The following is a 13,876-nucleotide window of genomic DNA, read 5'->3' on the forward strand; positions in this document are numbered from 1 at the left end:
AAATTAAACATAAAAATTAAAAACGCACACTTTTTAAAAAGTGTGCGTTTTTGTTTCACAATCCAAATTACACAAATTATCTAAACTAAAATCATTATCTTTTAATCAATCGCTTGACTATTCTTCCTTGAGTTGATTGAATATTTATCGTATACACTCCTGATGGTAAATCTTGAATATTCAACTTATCCGTTACCTTATTAATAGACTTTACTTTTACTCCTGTTATAGAGAAAACATCTAATTTTTCTATTTTAATATTATTTGAAACATCAATATTAATAATACCGTTCGTTGGGTTTGGATATAAAACAATAAAGTTCTTCAACGCTTCATTCTCTATACTTAAAGTAGTATCAAATGTAGCTGTAACTGTTCCTGTTCTTAAGGTTAATCCTGCAATAACAGTATTTGTAATTTGACAATAATAAGTTCCATCATCAGCAGAAGAAGGATTCAAAATATCGTAACTAGCTTCATTCGCCCCTGTGATTGGCGATCCATTTTTATACCATTGGTATACATTATTATTTCCGGATACTTGAGCTTCTAATCGATAATCTGCATCAGTCAACTCAACTGTTTCATCTTCACTAACATTGGCTTGTGTTTGGTATAAAAACTGAACAAATGTACTGTAGGTTGAAAACTCATCTTCAAAATCACCAAACTGGAAGTTATTATTATCAATATTAAAATTATTTAATGAACTGATATTGGTTAAGTCTGGAATAGTTCCCTTTAGATTATTTGAAGAAACTAAAAGAGTTTCTAATTTAGTTAGTTGATTTAAACTTGATGGTAAACTATTTTCTAAATTATTTACATTTAAATCTAAATACTTTAACTCCGATAAACCACCTAAACTTTCCGGTAAAGTTCCTGTAAGATTATTACTACTTAAACTAATTCTAGTAATATGTTTACCTCCATTTACAATTTCTGTAGTTATTCCATGCCATTTAGTTGTATTAAAAGGCGAATTCATAATCGCTCTATTCAAAACTCCAGTCCAATTTTCATTATTTGTCCAATTAACTCCGTCTAAAGCATTATACATATCAACTAAAGCATTTATCTCTTCATTAGGAACATTATTGTAAGCAGTACAATCTTGTCCCCAAACAATATTTGGATTTCTTTGAGCAAATGGTGAATTTTCCCAATCTGAAATTGTTGTTTGCGGAACGGCTATACAATTTAAATATGCATTAGAAAAACTAAACGATCTTGAAAAGCCACCATCAAAATCAAACTGATTATCGAAAACCTGTGGAGAAACACCAATTTTAAGCCCTGTAATTTCATTTGAACTTACATGTAATGAGGTTAGATTTACTAGGTTAGAAAAATCTAAACTTCCTTCAATTGCATTTCCTTGAATATCTAAATGTTTTAATAAGCTTAAATTATTTACTTCTACAGGAAGCGTACTTAATATTTTCTGACTTGTAATTGCATCAAACTGACTACTTAAAGTTAACTGTTCTAGATTTATTAACTCTCCTATTTCAGCTGGAATTAATGAAACTGCATTATTTGATATTTTAAATATTTTTAATTGACTTAAATTTCTAATTTCAGTTGGCAATTCTCCCTTAAGTAAATTAGAGTTTAGCTCTAATTTAGTTACATGCTTTTGTCCGTTTATCATAGCTGTAGTAACACCAAACCACGCACCAACATTTACTTTTTGAGTTATATCTGAATTCCAAAGTACTCCATTATATGAACTTGTTAAATCGTTTCTCCAATTATTTCCATCTGTTGCATTAAATAATGCAATTAAAGCTTCTCTTTCTATATCTGTAATACTATTATTGGTGACACCACTACAATTATCTGAATATACAACACCATTATCTAGAACGCTGTTTTGTTCATTAAAACCAGATAATTGCCAAGACACTAATTCGTCACTTGGTACTTCCACACAACCACAAGCATTTCTCAATAAAGAAAATCTACCGAAATTAGAAGTTCCAAAAGAAGTTGGAGAAACATTTAATTTTAGATTACTAACATTATTGTATTCTAATTTTAATCTATTTAAAACCGTTAAGTTATTTAAGTTAATATCTCCAGAAATTCGATTCATACCCGCTATTAACTCTTTTAAATTTGCCAAGCTATTAATTGTAGTTGGTAATTCTGTTAATAGGTTATCTTCTAAAATTAGGAACTCTAAATTTGAAAGATTCCCTATAGATGTTGGTATACTAGTTAGTTTATTAGTTCTTAATTCTAATCTTTTTAAGGTAGAAATATTACCTAAATCATTGGGTAATGAAGTAAAAGAACGTTCATTAGAACTCGCCTCTATTTGATTATTAACATACAATTCTTCTAAACTTACTAAGTTCCCTATACCTGATGGTAAAGTGATTAAAGAATTTGAATTTAAATTTAAACGCAACAAACTCGATAAACCTCCTATTTCATCTGGTAAACTTGTTAAACCTTGAGCTGATAAATCTAATCGTTCTAATTTTTTAAGCTCTCCTATTTCAGGTTTAATCTCAATTAAATTAGACCTTCCTACAGCTGTACTTGATAAATTGATTTCTTGTAATTCAGTTAAGTTTTTAATTTCAGAAGGAATAAATCCATTTAAATTTCTATTTAAAATCTCGAGTTTTACAACATGTTTCTGTCCATTAATAATATCGGTAGTTACACCACTCCAAGCACCTACATTGCTTAAGCTAGTTGGGTCTGTATTCCAAAACTGAGCTGTCCAATCTATTCCTCCACCTGTAGCATTATAAAAAGCAATTAAAGCTTCACGTTCTAATTGCGGCACTCTAAATCCTGTACAATTATCACTAAAAGCAACACCATTATCTATACTTGCAGTGCTCCCTGGAGAATTCTCCCAATTACTAACTTCTGAAGTAGGAACTTCGATACAACTTAAATTCGGATTGCTAGTTAAACGAACTGAAAAAGGCCCGATACCTAATTTTAATCCACTTATACGGTTATCTGTAAACTGAAGAAAACTCAATGTAGAAATATTACTTAAATCGATGTCACCCTCTAGTCTATTTCCAGTAGCATCAAAATTGACTAAACTTGTTAAATTATTTATAGTTAATGGTAAACTATTTAGATAATAAGTATTAGTAGTATCAAAAGTAATTTGATATGCTATATTTAAATTTTCTAGATTCGTTAAATTTCCTATTTCATCTGGTAGGCTTGATAATCTATTATAGGGAACATTTAAAGTTTTTAAACTTGATAAGGCTCCTATTGTAGACGGCAAACTTGTCAGTTCATTTCCATTTCCAGCATTATCACCTAAATTTAATTCTTCTAAAGCTATTAAACCATTTATCGTATTTGGAATAGAAGATAATTTATTTCCTTGAAGTGATAATTTCTTTAAACTTACAATCGCTCCTATTTCATCTGGTAGTACTTCAAGTGTTTTTTCTCTTGTTGTTACATTATTTTGATGTGTTACAAATAGCTCTTGTAAAACCGTAAAATTTCCTATCCCACTAGGTAAACTAGTCAATGAATTGTTTGATAGATTTAAATATGTTAAACCTGATAAATTACCTATTTCATTAGGTAAACTTAAAAGTGTATGCCCTGATAAATCTAATCGTTCTAGTTTTGTTAACTCTCCAATTTCTGGTTTTATTTCTATTAAATTACCTCTTCCGTTAAATACTCCTAGGTTTAATTCAAGTAATTCTACTAAATTCTTTATTTCCGAAGGAATGAAACCATTTAATCTTCTATTAGAAAGATCTATTTTTACAATATGTTTTTGTCCATTAACAATAGCTGTAGTTACTCCTTCCCAAGCACCAACATTACTTAAACTATTTGGATCTGTATCCCAAAACTGTCCTGTCCAACTTGTTCCTCCTTCAGTAGCGTTGTAAAAAGCAATTAAAGCCTCTCGTTCTAATTGTGGCACTCTAAAACCTGTGCAGTTATCACTAAAAGCAACTCCATTATCTGTAGTTACTGTACTTGTTGTTGAAGCAGAAGTTTCCCAATTACTAACCTGGTTAACTGGAACTTCTACACAAGTTAAATTAGGATTACTACTAAGCTGAGTTGAAAATGGAGCTATTCCTAATTTTAAACCACTGATACGATTATCTGTAAGCTGTAAACTATTTAATGTTGAGATGTTACTTAAATCAATATTTCCTTCAATACGATTGGTTACTGCATTAAAAGTTTTTAAACTACTTAAATTATTAAGAGTATTAGGTAAGTCTGTTAAATGGTATGTAGTATTTCCATCAAAAGTAACTTGATTTGATATATTTAAGTTTTCTAAATTAGACAGATCACCTATTTCATCAGGTAAATTTGACAATCTGTTATATGCTAGATTTAAAGTTTTTAAACTTATTAATCCTCCTATTGTAGAAGGCAAACTTGATAATTCATTTCCATTTCCAGCATTATCACCTAAATTTAATTCTTCTAAAGCTATTAAACCATTTATCGTATTTGGAATAGAAGATAATTTATTTCCTTGAAGTGATAATTTCTTTAAACTTACAATCGCTCCTATTTCATCTGGTAGTACTTCAAGTGTTTTTTCTCTTGTTGTTACATTATTTTGATGTGTTACAAATAGCTCTTGTAAAACCGTAAAATTTCCTATCCCACTAGGTAAACTAGTCAATGAATTGTTTGATAGATTTAAATATGTTAAACCTGATAAATTACCTATTTCATTAGGCAAACTTAAAAGTGTATGCCCTGATAAATCTAATCGTTCTAATTTTGTTAATTCTCCTATTTCTGGTTTTACTTCAGTTAATTGTCCTCTTCCACTAAAAACATTAAGGTTTAATTCTTTTAATTCAGTTAAGTTTTTAATCTCTGAAGGGATAAAACCATTCAAATTTCTATTTACTAAATCTAGTTTAACAACATGTTTTTGTCCGTTAACAATTTCTGTTGTTACTCCTTCCCATGCTCCAACGTTACTTAGACTGTTTGGATCAGTATTCCAAAATTGGCCTGTCCAATCGGTTCCTCCACCTGTTGAATTATAAAAAGCAATTAATGCCTCTCTCTCCAATTGTGGAATTCTAAAACCTGTACAATTATCACTAAATGCTACTCCATTATCTCTATTAACTGTACTTGTACTTGCAGATTCCCAACTAGATACAAATGCAGTTGGAACCTCTATGCAACTTAAGTTTGGATTACTTAATACTATAGTAAAAAATGGAGCTTTCCCTAATTTTAATCCGCTTATACGATTATCAGAAAGTTGTAAATTAGTTAACCCTAAACTATTACTTAAATCTACTTCGCCTTCAATACGATTTGAATTAGCTTCAAACCTTTTTAAATTCGTTAAATTCTTTATCGTACTTGGTAAACTTGTAAGATGATAAATAGTTTCAGTTTCAAAACTTATTTGACTTGTAATATTTAATTCTTCCAAAGAAGATAAATTACCTATTTCATCAGGTAATACAGATAGTTTATTATTTTGCAATTGTAATATTTTCAAACCATTTAAGCCTCCTAATCCAGGTGGTAAACTTTCTAATCTGTTATTTTGAAGTGGTAACTCAGTTAACAAAGTTAATCCGCCTATTGTATTTGGTAATTCTTTAAGTTTGTTATTGTTTAGTGTTAATTCTTGTAATAAAGTTAAATTCCCAATATTAGCTGGTAAATTGGTATTAAACATAGAATTATCTTCTCCTAACCTATTTTGATGCAGTCTTAAAAACTTTAATTTTATAAAACCACCTAAACCAGATATTACTTGTAACTCATTATTATTAAGGTATAAGGTTTCTAATTCTGTTAAGTTCGCAAACTCTGGAGGTGTATTTGAAATACTATTAGAAGATAAATCTAAAAATTGTAAAAGTGTTAATTGACCAAATTCTGATGGAATACTTGCTATTTGATTATTATAACCTTGAACATTTGTTAATGCAGTCATATGACCAAATTCTGGAGGAATTAAAGTAATTCTATTATTTTCGAATTGAACTGTGGTTAACTTTGTTAAACTTCCAATAGTACTAGGAATTTCATCTATTCGATTATTTGCAAAATTAAAAGTTAATAACTCCGTAAAATTCCCAACATTATTATCTAAAGTTAGTATTTGATTGTTATTTAAAAACAAACTTTTTAAAGTGGAAATATTATAAAACTCTAGAGGTAAAGAGTTTATTAAATTAGATGATAAATTAAGTATCTCTAACTTAGGTAAATTCCCTATTTCTAAAGGAAGTGTAGTTAACGAATTTGATGATAAGTTTAATGATAATAATTCTGGCAAACTTCCTATTCCTGCTGGTAACGTTTCTATCTGATCTCCTCTTAAATTAAGAGTTTTTAGTTCCGAAAATACATTAATACTAGAAGGTACTTCTTTGTTAAATAATTGAGTCTCTAATATAAAAATACCTGTTATTCTTAATTCTCCATTTATATCATCTGTAATAATCCATTCTTTATCTCCTGTTCCGTTAGCAATAGTATTATTATAAGTTACAGTTCTACCTCTAAAAAAATCTTTTATTGCTTCTTTTTCCGTTATGTTTGAAGTAACAGTTCTATCAACATTTGTTGTACTACTAACAATTCTAACTCCAATATCAAAAAAACCTGAATTTAAATTGTAAAAATTAGCTGGATTAGAATCTACTTCTACATAGGCTAATTTCGGAGTATCTTTAATTCTAAAACTTCCTGAATTATTTCCGTTTACTGAAGCTGGAATTCTTAGATAATTTATATTAGTATTACTTATATTAACAATTGTTAAACTAACAAAGCTTTCTAAATCTAACTGGCCAGAAAAGTTATTGCCATTTATCCAAAAAGTTTCAAGTGTATTTGGAAAAAAACTTTCTGAAATTACGCCATCTAAATTACAATTTTCTAAAAACAGGCCTTTTAAATTTGGAGGTAACAAACCTTCATTAAAAGTATTTCCAGAATAATCTACATCCCTTATATCCAAACCCGTAAGTCTATTTAAACTAGAGAAATTTGGAAATGCCCCAGTAAATTGATTTCCTCCAATTCTTAAAGTTCCAAAAATATTGCTGAAAAAATTCACATTTGGAAAACTACCGCTATAATTATTGTAACTTAAATCTAAAGTTCTAATATTAAATCCCGATAAATCTGGTATGCTTCCTCCTAACTCATTTTTTGTTAAATAAAGATCTAATATTGGAGCATTAGGTAAATTGGCATTATTAAGTACTCCAGAAATACCATTATTTTCCAATGAAATAAGCTGTAATTTAACTAAAGAGCTTAAATCAGGCAGGCTTCCTATTATATTATTATTATTAAAGTTTATTGATCTAAGTTCTGTTAATGCACTTAAATCTATAAGTTCACCTGACAAATTATTATCAGGTAAAGAAATACTTACAACCCTACTACTGCCATTGATAAATTCTGTTGTAACACCAAATCTATTTAAAGAGTTTATATTATCCCAACCTGAATTATTTGTCCAATTTGGTCCATCTAAAGCATTGTAAAGATCTGTTAAAACCTGTCGTTCAACTGTTATCTGTGCACTTATCTTAATGAAAAACGACAGAAAGATTAATAAAAGTAATTTTGCCCTCATACATATATTTTTATATGATTTAAAATTACATTCACAAGTTTCGAAAGTAAATACCTATAAGTAGGTGTTTTAAAAAACAAAAGGTTCTCGATAACAGAGAACCCTTGTTTTAAATTGATTACAGATAAACAAATAAAGTTTACCTCTATACATTATATGCCCCAATATTATGAAATAATTATTAATAAATCATAATATATTTTTGATTTCAACGATTATTCATAAATAAAAAAGATTTCTTAATAAAAAACTCCTAAATATCTACTTTATATTTATATAATTATTGAAGTAGTTAGTAAACATCATTGTAATTTCTTCTTAATAAATTATATTTGTCGCTTAAATTTGTTAACCTATTTATAATGACAACAAGTAGTGTAAAAGAGCTTTTAAACTCAGATCAGTTTTTACAAGAAGTATGTGTGAAAGGTTGGGTAAGAACCTTCAGAAGTAATCGTTTTATTGCATTAAACGATGGTTCTACTATTAATAATATTCAATGTGTTGTTGATTTTGAAAATACTGATGAAGCTTTATTAAAAAGAATTACTACTGGTGCTGCTGTTGCAATAAAAGGAACTTTAGTAGAAAGCCAGGGTAAAGGTCAATCCGTTGAAGTTCAAGTAAACAATTTAGAAGTATTAGGAGATTCTAATCCAGAAGAATATCCAATTCAACCTAAAAAACATAGTTTAGAGTTTTTACGTGAAAATGCTCACTTAAGAGTTCGCACCAATACATTTAGTGCTGTAATGCGTGTTCGTTCTGCACTTTCTTTTGCTGTACATCAATATTTTCAACAAAATGGATTTTATTATGTAAATACACCTATTATTACAGGCTCAGATGCTGAAGGAGCTGGTGAAATGTTTAAAGTAACCAACTTTGAAGCAAACAAAGCGCCATTAAACGAAGAAGGTGAAATTGATTATAGCCAAGATTTCTTTGGTAAACAAACAAACTTAACCGTATCTGGACAGTTAGAAGCTGAAACCTATGCAATGGGGTTAGGTAAAGTATATACATTCGGACCAACATTTAGAGCTGAAAATTCTAACACAACAAGACACTTAGCAGAATTCTGGATGATAGAACCTGAAGTAGCATTTAACGACTTAGATGCAAATATGGATTTATCTGAGGATTTTATTAAAAATGTTTTGCAGTATGTTTTAGATAACTGTAAAGATGATTTAGAGTTCTTAGAAAACAGACTTTTACAAGAAGAAAAGACAAAACCACAAGCCGAAAGAAGTGAAATGTCTTTAATTGAGAAATTAAAGTTTGTTGTAGATAATAACTTTAAACGTGTTTCTTATACTGAAGCTATTGATATTTTGCGTAATTCTAAACCTAACAAAAAGAAAAAATTTCAATTTCTTATCAATGAATGGGGCGCAGATTTACAATCAGAACATGAGCGTTATTTAGTTGAAAAACACTTTAAATGTCCTGTAATTTTATTTGATTATCCAGCTAAAATCAAGGCATTTTATATGCGTTTAAATGAAGACGAAAAAACAGTAAGAGCTATGGATGTTTTATTTCCTGGAATTGGAGAAATGGTTGGTGGATCACAAAGAGAAGAACGCTTAGATGTGTTGAAAGAAAAAATGGCTGCTTTAGATATTCCTGAAGAAGAATTATGGTGGTACTTAGATACTAGAAAATTTGGTACAGCAGTACACTCTGGTTTTGGTTTAGGTTTTGAACGTTTAGTTTTATTCACAACAGGTATGAGTAACATTAGAGACGTTATTCCTTTTCCAAGAACACCTCAAAATGCAGAATTTTAATTCTACACTAATATATAAATAAGATCATCGTCATTCTTCACTAAGAATGGCGATTTTCTTTTTCTTTGAATTCATATATTTGTAATTATGTTAAAGCAAAGTTTACATCAAAAATTACTTCAAAAATTATCTCCACAACAAATACAGTTGATGAAGTTAATTCAATTACCTACACAAGCTTTTGAAGAGCGTTTGAAACAAGAAATAGAAGAAAATCCTGCTTTAGATACAGGAAAAGAAGACACAGATAGTTTTGAAGATAGTTTGAATAATGAAGCTGAATATGACGATACGGGTAATGAAAAGATAGATGCTGACGATATAAATATTGATGAATATTTAAGTGATGATGAGTATCCTAGTTATAAAACACAAAGCAACAATTATTCATCTGACGATGAAGAAAAACAAGTTCCTTATGCAGCTGGAACAACATTTCATCAATCATTAAAAAATCAATTAAATACATTTCGTATAAATGACGAAGAAAGGGCTATCGCAGAATTCTTAGTAGGAAGTATTGATGATAGTGGATACATAAGAAGAGAAATAATAGATTTAGTAGATGATTTAGCTTTTACTCAAAACGTATTTACTTCAGAAGAATTAGTTGAAAAAATACTTACCGATGTTGTTCAAAGGTTAGATCCAATTGGTGTTGGAGCAAGAGATTTAAAAGAATGTTTAATCATTCAGTTAAAATCTAAAACTGAAACTAAAAGTAGAGCTTTAGCTATAAATGTTTTGGAAAGTGCTTTTGATCATTTTGTAAAAAAACATTATAAGAAACTTTTAGATAAGTTTAATATCTCAGAAGAAGAGTTAAAAGAAGTTATTGGTGAAATTTCTAAATTAAATCCAAAACCTGGTAGTTCTTATGCTGGAAACAATAAAATAGCTGAACAAATTGTTCCTGATTTTACTATTAGAATTTTAGATGGACAATTAGAACTTACTTTAAATTCAAGAAATGCTCCAGAACTTCATGTTTCAAGAGAATATAATGAAATGCTGAAAGGATATCAGAATTCAAAAGATAAAAGTAAATCTCAAAAAGATGCAGTTTTGTTTATTAAACAAAAGCTAGATGCTGCAAAATGGTTTATTGATGCAATTAAACAACGTCAGCAAACATTATTGGTTACCATGAACTCTATTATGCATTATCAATATGATTATTTTCTGACAGGAGATGAACGTAAGTTAAAACCTATGATTCTTAAAGACATAGCGGATCAAATTAATATGGATGTTTCTACAGTATCTAGGGTTGCAAATAGCAAATATGTATCAACACCTTATGGAACAAAACTAATTAAAGACTTTTTCTCTGAATCAATGAAAAACGATCAAGGTGAAGATGTTTCAACCAGAGAAATAAAAAAGATTTTAGAAAATGTTATTGCTGAAGAAGATAAACGTAAACCTTTAACAGACGAAAAACTTTCTAAAATACTTAAAGAAAAAGGATATCCTATTGCTCGTAGAACTGTGGCAAAATATAGAGAACAACTTGATATTCCTGTAGCACGTTTAAGAAAAGAGATTTAATGAGTTGGCAAAAAGTTTTATCTACAATCTTGCATCCTGTAGTTATGCCAACTATTGGCATACTTACTTATTTTATTATAACGCCTAATCATATTTCGATTACTAAGCAATTACATCTTTTTTTAACTGTTTTTGTAACCACTTATTTATTTCCTATGTTATTATTAATTTTTTTAAAAATAACGGGGAAAATAAAATCTTTTGAAGTTCTAACAATTAAAGAACGTAAAATACCATTACTTTTAATGACTTGTGTTTTTTTATTTTTAGGTAAATTCTTTCATCAACATACCGTTATTAATGATCTTTCTTATCTTTTTTATGGTACTCTATTAGGTTTAATAAGTGTATATTTTATATTCTTTTTTAAAATTAAAACAAGCTTACATTTATTATCAATAGGTAGTGCTTTAGGCTTTTTTGTTATTTTACAATTAATATATAATATTTCTTTACTGCCTTTAATTATCATTTTCATGCTTTTAGCTGGTTTTTTAGCTGCAGCAAGATTAGATCTTAAGGCTCACACTCCAAAAGAAGTCTATTTAGGCTTTTTAATAGGATTTTCTTGCCAATTAATTACTTATTATACGTTGTAGTTACAAAAGATAAAAAATAAGGCCAAATTTTATAATATTTGATTTTACTTCCTTATTATTAATCGTCGTATTACTATATATTGGGGTTAAACCATAATACAGGTAAAAATTAAAAGTTCCATAACCTGCAGATAATTCTAAACCTGTTTGAAAATTATTATAAATGGGTATATTTTTAAACTCAACAAGATTAGCTCCTTCAAAATAATTAAAACGATTACTCAGATTATAAGTCATTTTCACACCTGAATATACCCTCCAAAATGAGTAAGTAACTGCATCAGAATTTCTCCATCTAAATTGAACAGGGAATTCCAAATTATGTAAAATCAATTTATTCGAAGAAACATCACCTCCTAATTGAATTGTATTTTCATTAACAACTTGTAGACCATGGTTAAATGAGTTAAAACTATAACCAGCACCAATACCAACAGCTAAATCACCTTTTCTATTTAAGGGTATGTCTCTAATATAGCCTAATGACAAACTATAAGAAAACCCTGTACTTGTAGTTCCCTTTGGCTGATTTAACATAATATCATAACTTACACCTAAGTATAATTGATCTTCTAAATATTTATCTCCAAGCTTTAAAGAATCAGCCTGACTAATTAGTATTTGAAAACTATTAAAAAACAAAATAGTTAAATAAAAATGTTTAAACATATATTCACTTTAGTCTTTAAAAATAAAAAAGAGCAATATAACTATTGCTCTTTTTTAACTATTTAGAAATAATATTTCTTATTTTTTAATGCTATTACCTTTTTGAGTTGATAAACTCAATTTAAGAGCATTTACCTCTCTTAGTTGTAAACGAATATCTGTAAGAGTTCCTACATTTGATTCTTTATCTGCTTTAATTGAAGTTGTCATAAAAGGTATCTCTTTTTCAGACACCTGTTGACGTTCATTTAAAATAAAAGCAGGGATATCATCTGGTGTAGCTATTTTATCATTCAATTGAATTCTATTAAATTTAGAACCCCATTTGTCTGTATCTTTAGCTCTACCAACATAAATAGTACTTACTAAACTTTTATGTTCTAACTTCTTAATCTCAGTAGCACTAGGTAAACGTGGACTATCTACTTTTAGATCAGTTTCACGCATTACTGTAGTTACCATGAAAAAGAATAATAACATAAAAACGATATCTGGTAAAGAGGCAGTTGATATGGCTTGTTGACCTGATTTTTTCTTTTTAAATTTAGACATAATTCAATGTTTTATAATTTAATTACTTATCATCAGAATCTAAGTCAGTAATAATTTGAGGGTAACTATTTTTGATATTTTCTACCTTCTTTTTTAACTCCTCATCTTTACGACCCGTTTTCTTATATGCTTCTTCTAATTCTGTGAAAGACATACCATACCTTTTTTGGCATAATTTGTTTCTAAGCTCAGAATAAGCACTTAACAATTCATTTTGAATAGTAACATAAGTACCATACTCGGCCGCTCTATCACTTTCAATAGATATAATTGCTTTGTTTGGGTGATCTGACGAATCTGGATTTCTTTCACCTTCACAATAATCACATTCAGCACCTTTATCTTCACCTGGTAAAGGATTTCCTAATCCTCCTCCGTTATCGATAAACTTAAGTGCAGCGCTCTTCAAATCTTTTAACTCTAATACATCTCCGTCAACAAATAAATCATTATTCTTATTGATACTTATTTGAAAGATATTTTTTTCTTTAATTTTTGGCGGATCGTAATCTTTTGGAGGTTTTTCAGCTAATTTCTTCGAAATACCTGAATCAACATCCATAGTTGTTGTTACAAGGAAAAAGATAAGTAGCAAGAAGGCTATATCTGCCATCGAACCTGCATTAATTTCTGGGTTTTCTCTTCTTGCCATGTCTTATTATTTAATTAATCCTTTAAATAAATCGAAAACAAAGAATGCTCCTCCAACTACTAAAAGAATAAGACTTGACCAAATTCCTGTACTTGTTAACTTAGAAACAGAACTTCCTTCTGCTGCAATTACTTCCTTGTTTGCATCTAAAACTTGACTAGAATCAGACACTAACGAAGAAATTAATAATATAACCCCAAGAACAGCTAAACCTAACAAGGCTTTTTTAAGTGCTTTTGGGTTTTTAGTTACGCCTAATATTGAAGCTAATACTGCAATCGCTGCTGTAGCGACAAGTATTACTATACCAAATGTAACTATAGGGCTAGATGCATCAGACATAGCTATTTTGTCTTCTGAATCTGTCATCATTACGTTGATAAAAAGACCAAAGCCTACAACGGAAATGATAGCTACTAATAGTGTTAATATTTTATTATTCATTTGC

8 protein-coding genes are annotated in these 13,876 nt (G+C 29.0%); 3 read left to right on the forward strand and 5 right to left on the reverse strand.

Annotated features, from left to right (window positions below):
- Positions 1-94: 94 nt before the first annotated feature.
- Positions 95-7,609: a leucine-rich repeat domain-containing protein gene (locus tag ACSIGC_RS08535; protein WP_442267697.1), complete on the reverse strand. Its 7,515-nt coding sequence runs from the start codon at positions 7,607-7,609 to the stop codon at positions 95-97.
- Between the two features lie 362 nt (positions 7,610-7,971).
- Here ACSIGC_RS08535 and asnS point away from each other — a divergent pair, with 362 nt between their 5' ends.
- The 3 genes from asnS to ACSIGC_RS08550 all read left to right on the forward strand — a co-directional run bounded on the left by asnS (position 7,972) and on the right by ACSIGC_RS08550 (position 11,555).
- The gene (gene asnS / locus ACSIGC_RS08540; protein WP_442267698.1) at positions 7,972-9,405 is read left to right on the forward strand and encodes an asparagine--tRNA ligase; all 1,434 of its coding nucleotides are present in this window, start codon (positions 7,972-7,974) and stop codon (positions 9,403-9,405) included.
- 87 nt (positions 9,406-9,492) lie between these two features.
- On the forward strand, positions 9,493-10,956 hold the full coding sequence (gene rpoN, locus ACSIGC_RS08545) for an RNA polymerase factor sigma-54 (protein ID WP_442267699.1): 1,464 nt from the start codon (positions 9,493-9,495) through the stop codon (positions 10,954-10,956).
- On the forward strand, positions 10,956-11,555 hold the full coding sequence (locus ACSIGC_RS08550) for a hypothetical protein (protein WP_442267700.1): 600 nt from the start codon (positions 10,956-10,958) through the stop codon (positions 11,553-11,555). Before rpoN ends, ACSIGC_RS08550 begins: the two co-directional genes overlap by 1 nt.
- Here the strand turns inward: ACSIGC_RS08550 and ACSIGC_RS08555 are convergent, their stop codons facing one another.
- The 4 genes from ACSIGC_RS08555 to ACSIGC_RS08570 form a co-directional block, all read right to left on the reverse strand.
- Positions 11,556-12,224, reverse strand: coding sequence for a porin family protein (locus ACSIGC_RS08555; RefSeq protein WP_442267701.1), 669 nt, complete (start codon positions 12,222-12,224; stop codon positions 11,556-11,558).
- 78 nt (positions 12,225-12,302) lie between these two features.
- The gene (locus ACSIGC_RS08560) at positions 12,303-12,776 is read right to left on the reverse strand and encodes an ExbD/TolR family protein (RefSeq protein ID WP_442267702.1); all 474 of its coding nucleotides are present in this window, start codon (positions 12,774-12,776) and stop codon (positions 12,303-12,305) included.
- Between the two features lie 22 nt (positions 12,777-12,798).
- Positions 12,799-13,428 carry an ExbD/TolR family protein gene (locus tag ACSIGC_RS08565; RefSeq protein ID WP_442267703.1) on the reverse strand — a complete coding sequence of 210 codons (630 nt, stop codon included), beginning with the start codon at positions 13,426-13,428 and terminating at the stop codon, positions 12,799-12,801.
- Positions 13,429-13,434: 6 nt separating this feature from the next.
- Entirely contained in the window at positions 13,435-13,872 is a 438-nt protein-coding gene (locus ACSIGC_RS08570) for a hypothetical protein (RefSeq protein WP_442267704.1), read from the reverse strand.
- Positions 13,873-13,876: the final 4 nt, after the last annotated feature.

The sequence above is a fragment of the Tenacibaculum aquaeponti genome (assembly GCF_052084715.1).
Lineage (GTDB): Bacteria > Bacteroidota > Bacteroidia > Flavobacteriales > Flavobacteriaceae > Polaribacter.